Annotated in this window: 12 protein-coding genes; 7 read left to right on the forward strand and 5 right to left on the reverse strand. The window is 71.4% G+C overall.

Annotation, left to right across the window (positions count from 1 at the left end; all coding sequences use genetic code 11):
* Positions 1 to 7: 7 nt before the first annotated feature.
* From CKW28_RS01555 to eccE, 4 genes are read left to right on the forward strand one after another with little or no spacing between them, the layout of a single operon-like run.
* Positions 8 to 910: an ESX secretion-associated protein EspG gene (locus CKW28_RS01555; protein WP_234785053.1), complete on the forward strand. Its 903-nt coding sequence runs from the start codon at positions 8 to 10 to the stop codon at positions 908 to 910.
* Positions 892 to 2295 carry a type VII secretion integral membrane protein EccD gene (gene eccD / locus CKW28_RS01560; RefSeq protein ID WP_003923960.1) on the forward strand — a complete coding sequence of 468 codons (1404 nt, stop codon included), beginning with the start codon at positions 892 to 894 and terminating at the stop codon, positions 2293 to 2295. The genes CKW28_RS01555 and eccD overlap by 19 nt, the downstream gene beginning before the upstream one ends.
* Positions 2295 to 3695 (forward strand): type VII secretion-associated serine protease mycosin, encoded by a 1401-nt coding sequence (gene mycP, locus CKW28_RS01565; RefSeq protein ID WP_003923959.1) that lies wholly within the window; start codon positions 2295 to 2297, stop codon positions 3693 to 3695. Before eccD ends, mycP begins: the two co-directional genes overlap by 1 nt.
* Positions 3692 to 4678 (forward strand): type VII secretion protein EccE, encoded by a 987-nt coding sequence (eccE, locus tag CKW28_RS01570; RefSeq protein WP_003923957.1) that lies wholly within the window; start codon positions 3692 to 3694, stop codon positions 4676 to 4678. Before mycP ends, eccE begins: the two co-directional genes overlap by 4 nt.
* Here eccE and CKW28_RS01575 read toward each other — a convergent pair.
* Together CKW28_RS01575 and CKW28_RS01580 are read right to left on the reverse strand one after the other, a co-directional pair.
* Positions 4665 to 5867 carry an alpha/beta hydrolase family protein gene (locus CKW28_RS01575; RefSeq protein WP_003923956.1) on the reverse strand — a complete coding sequence of 401 codons (1203 nt, stop codon included), beginning with the start codon at positions 5865 to 5867 and terminating at the stop codon, positions 4665 to 4667. The two genes, eccE and CKW28_RS01575, sit on opposite strands and share 14 nt — an antisense overlap.
* A gap of 314 nt (positions 5868 to 6181) precedes the next feature.
* A complete protein-coding gene (locus CKW28_RS01580; RefSeq protein WP_003923955.1) occupies positions 6182 to 6664 on the reverse strand; it encodes a hypothetical protein in 483 nt (160 codons plus the stop codon).
* Positions 6665 to 6800: 136 nt separating this feature from the next.
* Between CKW28_RS01580 and CKW28_RS01585 the strand changes: the two genes are divergently transcribed.
* A complete protein-coding gene (locus tag CKW28_RS01585; RefSeq protein WP_003923954.1) occupies positions 6801 to 7493 on the forward strand; it encodes a phosphatase PAP2 family protein in 693 nt (230 codons plus the stop codon).
* Here the strand turns inward: CKW28_RS01585 and CKW28_RS01590 are convergent.
* Positions 7447 to 8946: a bifunctional phosphatase PAP2/diacylglycerol kinase family protein gene (locus tag CKW28_RS01590; RefSeq protein WP_003923953.1), complete on the reverse strand. Its 1500-nt coding sequence runs from the start codon at positions 8944 to 8946 to the stop codon at positions 7447 to 7449. The genes CKW28_RS01585 and CKW28_RS01590 overlap by 47 nt on opposite strands.
* A 99-nt stretch (positions 8947 to 9045) precedes the next feature.
* On the opposite strand from CKW28_RS01590, the gene CKW28_RS01595 reads away from it, so the two are divergent.
* Positions 9046 to 9702: a L,D-transpeptidase family protein gene (locus tag CKW28_RS01595; RefSeq protein ID WP_040546075.1), complete on the forward strand. Its 657-nt coding sequence runs from the start codon at positions 9046 to 9048 to the stop codon at positions 9700 to 9702.
* Positions 9703 to 9706: 4 nt separating this feature from the next.
* Here CKW28_RS01595 and CKW28_RS01600 read toward each other — a convergent pair whose 3' ends face one another.
* Together CKW28_RS01600 and CKW28_RS01605 are read right to left on the reverse strand one after the other, a co-directional pair.
* Entirely contained in the window at positions 9707 to 10165 is a 459-nt protein-coding gene (locus CKW28_RS01600) for a nuclear transport factor 2 family protein (protein WP_003923951.1), read from the reverse strand.
* A 35-nt stretch (positions 10166 to 10200) separates the two neighbouring features.
* Positions 10201 to 11712: an FAD-dependent oxidoreductase gene (locus CKW28_RS01605; RefSeq protein ID WP_003923950.1), complete on the reverse strand. Its 1512-nt coding sequence runs from the start codon at positions 11710 to 11712 to the stop codon at positions 10201 to 10203.
* A 103-nt stretch (positions 11713 to 11815) separates the two neighbouring features.
* Here CKW28_RS01605 and CKW28_RS01610 point away from each other — a divergent pair, with 103 nt between their 5' ends.
* Positions 11816 to 13612 (forward strand): Hsp70 family protein, encoded by a 1797-nt coding sequence (locus CKW28_RS01610; protein ID WP_061252296.1) that lies wholly within the window; start codon positions 11816 to 11818, stop codon positions 13610 to 13612.
* Positions 13613 to 13730: the final 118 nt, after the last annotated feature.

A 13730-nucleotide genomic window follows, 5' to 3' on the forward strand; every position in this document is an offset into this window, starting at 1 on the left:
GGGTCTCGTGCGGCCTGATGCTGTGCCGGACACCGGATCCGGGCCGAACGCGATCGAGCTCACCGTCGAGCAGGCGTGGTATCTCGCCGAGGAACTCGACGCGGGCGGCTACCCGTGGGTGCTGGCGGTCACACCGCCGTACAGCGACCCGGCCGACGCCGCGGAGTTCCGCTCCGATCAGCGTGATGAGCTGACCGGACTCGGTGTGCTCGACGCGGACGGCCGGGTCGGCGACACGGTGGCGCGGTGGGTGCGCACGGTGTGCCGCCCCGACCGCTGGCTCGATCTGCGGTTCGTCACCGGGGTCGGCGACATCCTGCGCGGTGTCGTCGCACGCCGGGACGACCGCACGGTGGTGGCGCTGCGCAACGCCGAACTGATCACGTTCACCGCGATGGCCATCGACCATCCGCAGGCGTTGGTGCCGGTGCTCACGGCGGGCCTGGCGAACCGCCCGCCGGCCCGGTTCGCCACCTTCGCGCTGCCCGCCGATGCCGGGGCCCGCGCCGACGAACGGATCCGCAACGGGGCGGACCTGGCGGAGGTGATGGAGTTCCTGGGGATCCCGCTGTCGGCCCGGCCGGTGGTGGAGGCCGCCTTCGACCACCGCCGCCGCTACGTGGAAATCGTCGCGGGCGAACGGGCCAACGGCAATCAGCTCAGCACCGAGGTCGGCGTCAGCATCGTCGACACCGCGCTGGGCCGGGTGCTGGTCAGCCCCGAGCAGGCGTTCGACGGGGAATGGGTGTCCACCTTCGAACCCGGCACCACCGACTCGATCGCCGCCGCGGTGGAACGGCTCATCGCCACGCTGCCCGGCGGAACCTGGTTCCCGCACCTGGCCCGCGCCCGTGACTTCGACCACCGAACCGAAATGCAGAGAAGAGGACCATGTCCGACAACACCGTGATGCCCATCGTGCGCGTCGCCGTACTGGCGGCCGGTGACGACGGCGGGCGTCTCACCGAGATGGCGTTGCCCGCCGAGTTGCCGCTGCGCGAGATCCTGCCCGCGGTCCAACAGATGGCGGCGCCCACCGAGGACGGCGCCGACGTCCCCGATGCGGTGCGGCTGAGCCTGGCGCCGATCGGCGGCGCCCCGTTCAGTCTGGACGCAACCTTGCAGACGGTGGGTGTCGTCGACGGGGATCTGCTGGCGCTGCAGCCGATTCCGAGCGGCCCGCCGGCGCCCCGCATCGTGGAGGACATCGCCGACGCCGCGGTCATCTTCTCCGCCGCGCGCACCCGGCCGTGGAGCCCGGCCCACATCGCCCGGGCGGCGGCCGTCGCGCTGATCGGCCTGATCCTGGCGGCCTCCGCGCTGTCGGTGGCGCATCGGATCCTGACCGGAGATGTGCTGGGGTTGTTCGTGGTCAGCGGGGTCGCGGTCGCCACCGTGCTGGCGGCGCTGCTGGCCCGCCCCCGCTCCATCCCGCTCGCCGCGGCGCTGTCGGTCGCCGCGCTGGTGCCGGTCGGGGCGGCGTTCGCCCTCGCGGTGCCCGGTGATTTCGGCGCGCCGCATCTGCTGCTGGCCGCCGCCGGTGTGACGGCCTGGTCGATCATCAGCATCACGGTGGCCGAACGGTCGGTGGCGGTGTTCACCACCGCCTCGGTGCTCGGTGTCGCCACGATGGCCGCCGCGGCCGCCGCCACCCTGTGGGAACCGTCCTGGGTGGTGCTCGGATGCGGTCTGATCGTGCTGGGACTGCTGGTCACCGTGCAGGCCGCGCAGCTGTCCGCGATGTTCGCCCGGTTCCCGCTGCCGGTCATCCCCGCCCCGGGCGATCCCACCCCGTCGGCGCAGCCCCTGCGGGTGCTGGAGGATCTGCCCCGCCGGGTGCGGGTCGGTGACTCCCATCAGACCGGTCTGATCGCCGCCGGGGTGCTGCTGTCGGTGGCCGGTTCGGTGGCTCTGGTCGCCCCGCCCGGGGCGTCCGGCTGGGCCTGGTACGTCGTGGTCGCCGCGGCCGCCGGTTCGACACTGCGGGCCCGGGTGTGGGATGCGGCGTCGTGCAAGCTGTGGCTGCTGTCGCACAGCTATCTGATCACCGTCGCGCTGCTGATCGGTTTCACCGTCACCGAGCGGTACCCGGCCGCGTGGCTGGCGTTGGCCGTGCTGGCGCTGCTGGTGACGGTGTGGGCGGTGGTCGTCGCCTACCCGAGGATCGCCTCCCCGGACAGCTATTCGCTGCCGATGCGGCGGCTGACCGGATTCCTGGCCACCGCGCTGGACGCATCCCTGATCCCGGTGATGGCCTATCTGGTGGGGCTGTTCAGTTGGGTGCTCAATCGGTGATGAGGCCGGGGCGGAATTCGGGCGGCCGGGTGTCGCGGGCCGGTGCCGCGGCGCTGGCGGTGCTGCTGATCGGCGCACCGAGCGCGGCGGCGATCACCCCGCCGGAGATCGATCCGCAGGAGCCGCCGCCCGCCGGCACCGCCGGACCCGCCGCGCCGATGGCGCAGCGCGGCGCCTGCGTCGCCACCGCGGTGCTGCCCGGAACCGACCCGGCAGCGGTGAGCCCGAACCTGACCGCGCTGAACCTGTCCGACGCGTGGCGGTACAGCCGCGGAGAAGGACAGCTCGTCGCGGTCATCGACACCGGGGTCCAACCCGGCCCGCGGCTGCCCGACGTCGAGCCGGGTGGGGACTACGTGCAGAACGGCGACGGGCTCACCGACTGTGACGGTCACGGCACCGCGGTGGCCGGTCTGATCGCGGGCCAACCCGGGCCGGACGGGTTCAGCGGCGTCGCGCCGGCCGCCCGGCTGCTCGCCATACGCCAGACCTCGAACCACTTCGCCCCGACCGATGCGGGGGCCGACCCGGTGGTCACCCGGGCCGGACTGGACGTGCTCAACATGGCCCGCGCGGTGGTGCGGGCAGCCGACCTCGGCGCCCGGGTCATCACCATCTCGACGGCCACCTGTCTGCCCGCCGACAACACCGTGGCCCAGTCCCAGCTCGGCGCCGCGTTGCGGTACGCCGCGGTGGAGCGGGACGCGGTGATCGTCGCCGCCGCCGGCGATGTCCGCTCCGGCGGGCCGACCGGCACGGCCTGCCGGTCCAACCCGTTGGGCGATCTCAGCCGCCCCGACGATCCGCGCGACTGGGCCGGTGTCGGCTCGGTGTCGATCCCGTCGTGGTGGCAACCGTATGTGCTGTCGGTCGGTTCGCTGAACACCGCCGGACAGCCGTCCGACTTCACGATGTCCGGACCGTGGGTCGGGGTGGCGGCACCCGGTGAGGACATCGCCTCGGTGAGCAACGCGCCCGGCGGCGGGCTGGCCAACGCGCTGCCCCGCGGCCAGGACCAGCAGCTCGCCCCGCTGGCCGGAACCGGTTATGCCGCGGGCTATGTGGCCGGGGTGGCGGCACTGGTGCGCAGCCGGTATCCGGAGCTCACCGCCGCGCAGGTGGTACACCGCATCACCGCCACCGCACAGGGCGCCGCCCGCTCCCCGTCCAACCTGATCGGCGCCGGCCGGGTCGATCCGGTCGCGGCGCTCACCTGGGATGTGCCGACCGAACCCGAAACGACCGGGCCCGCGGCCAAACCCGTCGCCGCACCGCCGGAGCCCGAAGCGGCCGACAACACACCGAAGATCGTGGCGTTCGCCGGGGTCGGCGTCATCGCGCTGCTGCTGGTGGTCGCCGCCGCGGTAGCCGCGCACCGACGAAAGGATTCCCAGACATGACGGCCCGAATCGCGCTGGCAGCACTGTTCGTGGTGGCGGCCGCCATGGCCTATCCGTGGCAGACCACCTTCGACCGGTGGGTGCTCGGGGTCGCTGTCGCAGTCGTCGTGCTGTCGTTCATCGGTTGGCGCGGAATGTTTCTCACCACGATGGTGCGCCGCCGGCTGGCGATGTGGCGGCGCCGCAGGCGGACCGAGCCGGCGCAGGACGACCCGACCACCGCGACCGTGGTGCTGCGGGTCGACTCCGCGGGGAACCGCGACGAACTGCCGCTGGACGTGATCGCCGGCTACCGCGACCGCTACGGCATCCGGGCGCACGGCGTCCGCGTCACCAGCCGGGACCGCGACGGCGGCCGGACCACCTGGGTCAGCATCATCATCCGCGCGGTGGACAACCTCGACGCGCTGCGGGCGCGGTCACCGCGGATTCCGCTGCAGGAGACCTCGGAGGTGGCGGCCCGGCGGCTCGCCGACCACCTCCGGGAGATGGGTTGGCACGCCACGATCGTCGACGCCACCGACGCACCGGCGCTGGACGGCAAGGAGACCTGGCGGGGGCTTCGCGACGAGTCCGGCCATCTGGCCGCCTACCGGATCACCGTCGACGATCGGCTGCCCGAGACCCTCGCCGACCTGTGGGACGGGTCCGCCGCAGAGGTGTGGACCGCGATCGAGTTCAGCGGCACCACAGCGCATCCCATGATCACAGCCGGGTGTGCGTTGCGGTCGGAGAAGAAACCGGAGGCGGCCGGGCCGTTGCCCGCGCTGACCCCGCAGCGGGGTCTGCACCGGCCCGCGCTGGAGGCGCTCGCCCCGACGTCGGGCCGCCGGCTCCCCGGGGAGCCGGTGCCGCTGCCCGACGGTCTGCTGGACAGCCTGTTCTGGCCGGTCCGCGGTGTGCGGAGCACCGCCCGGCAGCGCAGGACGGCCCGGCAGGTCGAAACCGAATCGGTCGACACGGCGCCGGTCAGCCGAACATGACATCGCCGAGGAACCGGGTCATCCGGCGCAGATAGTCCGGCTGACTCACGTGCAGCAGGTGATTGCCCGGAAACCAGTGGAATGCGCAGCGGTCCCAGTGCTTCCACAACAGTTCGGCCTGCTGCGGTGGGGCGAACCGGTCACCGAGTCCGGTGATGATCAGCCGTCGCTCCTTGGGGACCAGCGGCCGGTAGTTCAGCGGTGAGTGGTACATCCCTGCCGCGCCGGCCAATTCGCGGTCGATGGCGGTCACGGCGTTGGTCAGCGCCACCAGTTTGTTGGCCGGGAACCAGTCGTCGAACGCCGCCTGCGGGGTGACCACCGGAACGTTCGGGATCACCGCCTGGATCCGGTCGTCGACGGCGGCGAGCAGCGCGGAGGTGTAGCCGCCCAGCGAGATGCCGGTCAACGCGATGCGGTCGACACCGGTGAACTCCAGATAGTTCATCAGCGAGCGGAAGTCGTGCACCGCCTGGGCCATCGCCTCGGCGAAACCGGCGAGGCCGTGAGCGAAGAAGCCGTATCCGCTGAACGGCGAGTTCCTCTCGGCGCGCCGGCCGTGGAACGGCAGCGTGTAGAGCAGCACGTCGTAGCCGGAGCGGTAGAACCACGGCAGCGACAGGAACAACCCGTTGGCCAGATAGGCCGACCCCATGAACCCGTGGATCACGCACAGGGTGGGCCGGGGCCCGTCGCTGTGGCGCCAGTGCTGGGCCCGCACCACGTTGTTGCGTCGATATCCCCGGCACCGGTCCCGCAGTTCCGGGTTGATCGCCTCGAAGTCGCTGTCGAACCGGATGTTGTGGACGTGGCCGCGGGCCACGAATTCGGCGACCGGATTGGCCGGCCGGGTCGTCACCCGCGGCACCGTCGTCGGCGCCGGGAACGCCCTGGCCGGGTCGCGTTGTTCGGCCAGTTCGGCGTAGAACCGCAGATGTCTGCGTTCGGCCCGGGAGGCATCGCGGTTCAGCAGCGCCCCGACGAAAGGCGGCAGCATCGTCGTGCCGATCAGCGATGCGACCGCGGTGCGCAATGCGAGGTCGGCGGCCAGCGAGGCGTCGACGGTGATGCGCTGGGCCAACGTCAGGTCCGCACGCCGTGGCAACCCGCCGGCGCCGGCATCGGCACCGGGGACGTCCGGGACCGGAAAGGACGGATCAACCGGGGCGGTTGATTGCGAATCACCCACGTGGTCTGCCTTTCTCGACGCTGCGTCAACCGTAATGCCGGCACACCGTGCGTTGACGGTGAACACACGGTGTCGGCTGTGCACGTGCGACGTCGGCTGTGCACGTGCGACGTCGGCTGTGCACACACTGCGTTGACAGTGACCCGGCGGCGGGATTTCGGGCCGAACGGCGCGGCGTCGGCACTGTCGAGACCAAGGCCGCACACTCAACACCGGTATCGCACACTCAACACCGGTATCGCACACGGACCGCAGGGCTCGCACGTGACGGTACAGCCAACTCAGCCGGTACAGCCAACTCAGCCGCGCTTCCCTCACGGGTCGTAGGGCACCCCGACCGTGCGGACGACGAATTCCGGCGGCACGTCGAACGCCAGGGTGCGACGCGGCAGCTGATCGAGCACGTCGGGCGGGATGTCGTCCTTGTAGTGCAGCGACAGCAGCCCTTCCCAGGCCGGATCGACGTCGCCGACGTCGAGGCGGAGTTCCAGCCCGCCGGCGGTGATCTCGGCGGTGACGGCCCCGGCCTGCGGAGCGTCCCACCGCTGGTCGACGATCCGCCCGGCCAGTTTGGGCAGCGACGACAGCGTCGCCAGCGCCCGCTCGTTGGTGAGCACCAGCGAGCCGACATAGCTGGCCACGGTGCCCGGGGACCGTATCCCGCTGATCCTGCCGCTGAACCGGCGGGTCACCGCGACATACTCGGAGAGATGAAGAATGCCCTCATGCTCGAGTTCCCGGCGCAGCTCGGCGGGGAGCTTGCCGATGCGCAGCAGTTTGCGTAGGAACACGGCCATGCGAAGCCAGCATACTCAGCGAGACGACAGTGCCCGTGCCGCCGGCTGAGTCGGGGAATGGTGTTTTCGGCGGCACGGGCGCTACCGGACACATCGGTGGCCGGGCGCGCGTCGTTACACGGATGCGGAAAAAGGCGTGAACCGGCGGACGGTGGGGCTGATCGGTTCGGCGGTGGCCGCCGTCGTGGTGTACGGGCTGCTGTGGTTCGCCACCGCACACGGCTGGGACCGGCTGGCCCGGCTGGACGCCGCGGCGCTGTCGGCGGCCCACGACTTCGGCGCCGACCGGCCCGCCTGGGTGATGAGCTGGGCGGTGTTCTGCACGGTGCTGGGGCCGATGGCGTTCCGGCTGGCCGCGCTGATCGCGGTGGTGGCGGCCGTCCGCCGGCGCAGCCCGCGGGTGGCGGTGTTCCTGCTGGCCACCGTCGTGTTCAACGGCGTGCTGATCGAGGGCGCCAAATGGCTGGCGGACCGGCCGCGTCCCGCCACCGCGCTGGTACCGGCGTGGTCGACGGCGTTCCCGTCCGGCCACGCGGTCGGGGTGCTGCTCGCGGTGCTGGCGTTGCTGACGGTGTTCTGGCCGAAGATCGACCGGCGAGCCGGGTGGACGCTGGCCGCCGCGGTGGTCGTGTTCGCCATCGGTGCCGGCCGGGTGGTGCTCAATGTGCACCATCCCTCCGATGTCCTCGCCGGCTGGGCGCTGGGCTACGCCTGGTTTGTGGGCTGCTATCTGGGATGTCTGCGGCCGACGTGGCCGGACCGGCCGGCGCGGGCAGAACCCGTCACGGGAGGGGCCCGAACACCGGCAGGGCCCGATAGCGCACCCTGAAGGTCGCGGAGTCGACCTCGGTTCCGACCTCGCCGTCGTGGGCCAGCACCGTGGGGCCGTCGACGGTGCTGAACGAGAACTGCGGCACCCGCATCTCGTGGTAGAGCGGGCTGCGGTCCAGACGGCCGAGCAACAGCGCCCCGACGATGCGCAGCCGGGCGAACGGGCGGCCGGTCTCCAGCATCCGCACGTCGATCAGCCCATCGTCGATCCGGGCCCGCCGGGTGGGCGCGAATCCCGACGGCAGGTACACCGAGTTCCCCAGGAAGAACAGCGACGTCTGTAATGTCTTGTTGTCGTACCGGATCCGGACCGAGCGATCCCGCCGCAACGTCTGCGCCATGGCGTACACCGTGGCCAGCGGCTTGCCGATGCGCCGCTCGAGCCGTTCGCGGCGCCGGACGAAATCCGGATAGGCGCCGATGCTGGCGGTGTTGATGACCATCTGATCCTCGTTGAGACACACCAGATCCACGTAGCCGGCGCTGCCGGTCCGGATGGCCTCGACGGTGCGGTCCACGGTGTCGCAACCGATGTCCTTGGCGAAGTGGTTGAACGTGCCGCACGGGAACACCGCCAGCGGCAACCCCGCCTCGAGCGCGATGCCGGCCGCGCAGGCCACGGTGCCGTCACCACCTCCGACGGCGAGCACCTCGGCCCGGTCCGCCGCCTTGCGCAGCGTGCCGACCAGATCATCGGCGCTGTTCGGGTCGAGTTCGACGATCTCGGCGGCCGGCAGGGCGGCCCGCACCTCATCGACCGTCTCCGCACCCGAGCCGTCGCCGGACTCCGGGTTGATGACCAGGACGACACCCGCACCGTCCGGACGCGGCCGCGTCTCCAGCCGCAGCGGATCGGCGGTGGGCAGCCGCGTCGGCGCCACCGGCGGCACCGCCCGGCCACCCAGCACCGCGATCCCGGCCCCGATCCCGAAACCGGCCAGCACGTCACCTGGATAGTGCGCCCCGGTGACCACCCGCGACAGCCCGACCAGCCCGGCCAGCAGGGCCAGCCCGAAACCCAGTGGCGGGCTCTCCAGGCCGACACCGACGGCGAATGCCGCCGCACTGGCCGAATGCCCGGAGGGCAGGGAATGGCTGGTCGGCATCCGGCGCGGCCGCCGGATCAACGGCACGATCGCGTAGTCCGGGCGGGACCGTTTCCAGATCCGTTTCGCCACTTGGTTGGTCACCAGACTGGTGACGGCCAGGCCGGCGACTCCGCGCACCGCCGCCCGGCGCGCCGACGGTCCACCGACCGACGCCATCGCCGCGGCGATGGCCAACCACAACGTGGAGTGGTCGGCCGCCCGGGTCAACGGCGGCATCACGGTGTCGAGCAGCGGGGTCGGGGATTCGGCGATCGCCTCGAACACCTCCCGGTCCAGGGTGCCCAGACCCTCGCCGATCCGGCCCAGGGGGGATTGCCGCCGACGCAGCGGCCCGTCATACATGGGCTCAAACGTAACCCGATGTCACGTCCGGTAAACGCGCTACCGGATCGTGTCCGAACGTTGACGGCATCGATAACAGCGCCGCCGACCATGGGAGGGGTGCGCCGACTCCTGATGCTGGTGGGTGTCGCTGTCCTCACGCTGGCCACCCCGCCGGCCGCACAGGCCGGCTTCACCCCGTGGTTCGCCCGGTCGGTCGGGTCGGCCACCCAGGTGATCTCCGTGGTCGGCGTCGGTGGCTCGGACGCCAAAATGGATGTCTGGCAACGCACCCGACGCGGGTGGGAACCGGTCGGTGCCGGAATACCGGCCAAGATCGGGGCGAAGGGGATGTCGGCCGATCACTTCGACGGCTCGATGATGACCCCGATGGGCATCTACACCCTCGACTTCGCGTTCGGCACCCAGCCCAATCCGGGCGGCGGGCTGCCGTACGTCCAGGTCGGTCCCGACCACTGGTGGGACGGCGACATGAAAAGCCCCACCTACAACACCATGCAGGTGTGCAAGAAGGAGCAGTGCCCGTTCAGCACCGCGTTGTCCAACGGGACGGAGAACCTCAACATCCCGCAGTACGCGCACGCCGTGGTGATGGGCGTCAACAAGGCCCGTATCCCGGGTAAGGGTGGCGCGTTCTTCGTGCACACCACCGACGGCGGACCGACCGCCGGCTGTGTGGCGATCGACGACGCCACCCTGGTGTCGATCATCCGGTGGCTGCGGCCCGGCGCGATGATCGCGTTGACCGAGAAATAGGCGGTCAGATATTCAGTGCACGACCGGGTTTCAGCTGAAAGTTCAGGTTCTCCAGCGTCATCGAGGCGTCGTAGGTGCGGTCGTAGCCGGTCGCGCAGATCTTCCAGCCGTCGGCGGTGCGCCGGTAGCGGTCCCGGTAGAACGCCGCGCCGATCAGCATGAAGTTGAAATCCGGGGCGATCACCCGGTCCTGCAGATACCAGATGCCGGTCGCCTCGTCGCCGTCGACGGTGATCTCCGGATGGGTCACCCGGTGTTCGGTGATGATCTCCGGTCCCAGCGACGTCCGCATGAAGTTCACCAGGGAGTCCCGGTCGGAGAAGGCGTGCTCGGAACCGAGTGACTCACCGTAGTCGCCGGAGACGTCCTCGGTCAGGGTCGACGCGAACTCGTCCCAGTTCTTGGTGTCCAGCGCGCGCAGGTACCGGTACTTGAGCTGCTTGATCTCGTCGATGTCGCTCATCCCGATATTGCAGCACAGGGGAGATCGCGCGGGCGTCAGGAGGCGGTGAGTCCGCGCGTGGCGGGGCCCTCCAGCAGTGCGCCGTCCGGGGCGAACCGCGACCCGTGCAGCGGGCACTCCCATGCCTGATCGGCGTCGTTCCAGTTCACGATGCCGCCCAGGTGCGGGCACACCGGCGACACCCGGTGCTCCACCCCGTCGACCCTGCTGCGCGCCTGCAGGTGCCACGGCGGACCGCTCACCACGCCGCAACCGTCGTCGGGACTGCGGTCGCCGGTGCGGGTGACCGGTGTCAGCCAGCCCCGGGCCAGGTACATCCCGACCTGCAGATTCAGCATCATCGCCTTGGGGATGCCGGACACCTCGTGCGGGCTCCAGCTGGCGAACGCCTCCGCCCAGTCCGTCCGCCCGCCCAGGATCCGGCTGGACAGCGCCAGCGCCGCAGCGGCGCCGTTGGTCATCCCCCACTTGTCGAAACCAATTGCCACAAAGATGGATTCGTTACCCGGCAGGATCGGTCCGACATACGGCAGATCGTCGATCGGCGAGTAGTCCTGCGCGGACCAGAAGTACCTCTGCTGCGCCCCCGGGAAGTGCCTGCGGGCCCACTCGTCGAGTTCGGCGACCGAGGACGCCGGGTTCTTCTCGTGCCCGACCGGATGTCCGGCGCCGCCGACGATGAGCAGATCCCCGGCGCCGGTCGGCGCGTAGCGCAGCGAGCGGGTGGGGGAGTCGGTGGAGATGTACATGCCGCGGGTGATCTCCCCCGGAACCTCGTACGCCAGACAGTAGGAGCGGTTCGGTTCGAGCCGGGCGAAGAAGCCGCCGCGGTCGAGGATCGGGATGCCGGTGGCCAGTACACATCGGTCGGCCCGCAGATCGAACTCGTCGCCGGCTCCGCTGCGGGCGTGCAGGGTCAGCCCGTCACCGCGTCCGGACACCTTGTGCACCCGCAGCCCCTGCACCAGCCGGCCGCCGCGTTCCTCGAGTTCGACGACCAGGCTGTCCAGCAGCGGCATCGGATCGAACTGCGCCTGATCGGCGAGCCTGACCGCACCGTGGAACGGGAACGGCACCCCGCCCTCGGCGTCGTCCACCCACTCGACGTCGAGTCCGGCGATCTTGGCGGCCAGATACTCGGTGCGGGCGGCCGGCACGCCCTGCAGGGACTGGGCGAATGTGTAGGCGTCCTCCCGCTGCACGGACAGACCGTGCGCCGCACAGTGCCGCACCAGCCATTCCAGCCCCTCGAGGTTCCCCTCGACGTACTGCCGGGCCCGCCTGGGTCCGTGTTTGGCGAGGATCTTCGACATCCGGCTGCCCTGCAGGACGCTGATCTTGGCGGTGGTGTTGCCGGTGGCGCCGGCGCCGACGTACGCGGCCTCCACCACCAGGACGTCCTTTCCGCCCCGGGCCAGCAGCACCGCGGTGATCAGGCCGGTGATCCCCGCACCGACGACCACCACATCGGCGCGGCGGTCGCCGGCGTCCAGCGTCCGGGGAGGTGGCGGCTGGTTGGTCCGGTCGGCGAGCCATAGCGACGTCATGGCGTGCCTGTACCCCGCGGGTCACCGGCGAAAACGGCGCGTCCCGGGCGCCGCGGGGTGTCTGCGTGAGGGTCCGCGGGGCGACCACTAAGGTGGGCACCCGATGAGCTCCCCCTTGGGGTTGTCGATCGGGTGCACCAACCTGGTCGCTGCGCAGGTCGGCAATCAACCCGAACTTCGACGCACGGCGCTGCAACGCCCGGACGGCACCGTGCTCACCGGCTTCGTCGAGCGGGTCGGCGATCCGGTGCCGCTGGTGGCCGCCGACGGATCGGCGCACACCGCCGACCGGTTGCTGGTCGAAGCGCTGGAGTTGATGGTGGCCACGGTGGGTGGCGGCCCGGCGCCGGCCACCACCATCGCCGTCCCCGCGCACTGGCCGTCGTCGACACAGTGGGCGTTGCGGAACGCCCTGCGCGGCAACGAAACCCTGTCCCCGGGTGGGGTTCCGCCGCGGTTGGTGTCGGATGCGGTCGCGGCGCTCACCGCGGTGCAGGCCAACCCGGGCCTGGAGCTGCGCGGTGTCGTCGCCCTGCTGGATTTCGGGGGCAGCGGCACCAGCATCACCCTGGCCGACGCGGTGTCGTCCTTCGAGCCGGTCGACGAGACCGCCCGCATCGCCGATTTCTCCGGGGACCAGATCGATCAGGCCCTGCTGTCGTTCGTGCTGGACAGCGTCGCCCAGTCCGGCGGAACGGACCCGGCGGGCACGGCCGCGGTGGGCGCGTTGAGCAGGCTGCGGGAACACTGCCGCCGCGCCAAGGAGCGGTTGTCCGCCGAGACCGTCGCCGAGGTGGCGGTCGAGCTGCCCGGCCACCGATCCGTGGTCCGGGTGACCCGCGCCGATCTGGAGGCTCTGATCTCCGAACCGCTGCGCGGCGTGCTGGCCGGCCTGGACAACCTGCTGGAGCGCAACCGGATCACCTGGGCCGACGTGTCCGCGGTGGTGACAGTCGGTGGCGGTGCCGGCATCCCGCTGGTCACCCAGCTGTTGTCGGAACACTCCCAGGCGCCGGTGGTGACGACCGCCCGGCCCGCGCTGGATGCGGCCGTCGGCGCCGCGGTGCACGCAGCGCAGGGGCTGGCGGCGCAGGCCGAGACCGCGGCGGCACCCGCGGTGGCAGCCGACGCGGCCGCACCGACCGCCGCCGCGGCCGCCGTGCCCGCCGACCCGGAGGGGTCGTCGACGTTCCGGGCGCTGGCCTGGTCGCAGGAGGAGGGGGTCGACGACGTCGTCCCGTTCACCGGCGACGGCGCGTACCCCGACGGACCGTTCACCGAGGGCGGTTATACCGACGGGCCGTTCACCGGCCAGGCCCGTCCCGAGGTGCAGTGGGTGCCCGAGCAACCTGTCGAGGAATCCGGCGCCTGGTCCCGGCTGCCGGTGGCGCTGTTCAGCGTCGCCGGTGTCGCGGTGCTGCTCGCACTCGGCGGCGTGGCGTACGGGTTGACCTCAGTGTCCGAGGACGAACCCGACCCACCCGTCACCGAGGTGCGCACCCCGCCGCCGCCCAGTGCGCCCCTGCCTGTCGCGCCGCCGGTCGAGCCCCCGCCGGTCGAGCCCCCGCCGCCGGTCATGACCGTCACCCAGGCGCCCCCGCCTCCACCGCCGGCGGCCCCGCCGCCCGAGCCGCCACCGACCACGCAGACGCCCACTCCGACGACCACGACCACCACGACCACCACGACCACCACGACGACAGCGACCACGACGACAACGACCACGACAACAACGACCACGACGACAACGACCCCGCCCACGACCACCACGACCGTGCCGACGACGACGGTGCCGACCACGACCGTGCCGACGACGACGCAGACCCGGGTCACCACCACGCACATCTCGGTGCCGTTCCTGCCGGTGCCGATCCCGGTGCCGGCGCCGCAACAGCCGTAGCGCCGCCACGGCTGCCCCTGTCCGCGTCCGGTCCTTCCCTGTACTCGGAGCCACCCGGCATGGCACGCTTACCAGGTCATGGTGCGTCGAATCGGTCCAGGGCGGATGGTGCGCCACC

The organism is Mycolicibacterium thermoresistibile, from assembly GCF_900187065.1.
GTDB classification, from domain to species: Bacteria; Actinomycetota; Actinomycetes; order Mycobacteriales; family Mycobacteriaceae; genus Mycobacterium; species Mycobacterium thermoresistibile.

Coding starts and splice junctions, on each gene's coding strand:
- mycP (WP_003923959.1), top strand. CDS start 2,295: ATGAGGCCGGGGCGGAATTCGGGCGGCCGGGTGTCGCGGGCCGGTGCC.
- CKW28_RS01580 (WP_003923955.1), bottom strand. CDS start 6,664: ATGGCCGTGTTCCTACGCAAACTGCTGCGCATCGGCAAGCTCCCCGCC.
- CKW28_RS01610 (WP_061252296.1), top strand. CDS start 11,816: ATGAGCTCCCCCTTGGGGTTGTCGATCGGGTGCACCAACCTGGTCGCT.
- eccD (WP_003923960.1), top strand. CDS start 892: ATGTCCGACAACACCGTGATGCCCATCGTGCGCGTCGCCGTACTGGCG.
- CKW28_RS01605 (WP_003923950.1), bottom strand. CDS start 11,712: ATGACGTCGCTATGGCTCGCCGACCGGACCAACCAGCCGCCACCTCCC.
- CKW28_RS01590 (WP_003923953.1), bottom strand. CDS start 8,946: ATGTATGACGGGCCGCTGCGTCGGCGGCAATCCCCCCTGGGCCGGATC.
- CKW28_RS01600 (WP_003923951.1), bottom strand. CDS start 10,165: ATGAGCGACATCGACGAGATCAAGCAGCTCAAGTACCGGTACCTGCGC.
- eccE (WP_003923957.1), top strand. CDS start 3,692: ATGACGGCCCGAATCGCGCTGGCAGCACTGTTCGTGGTGGCGGCCGCC.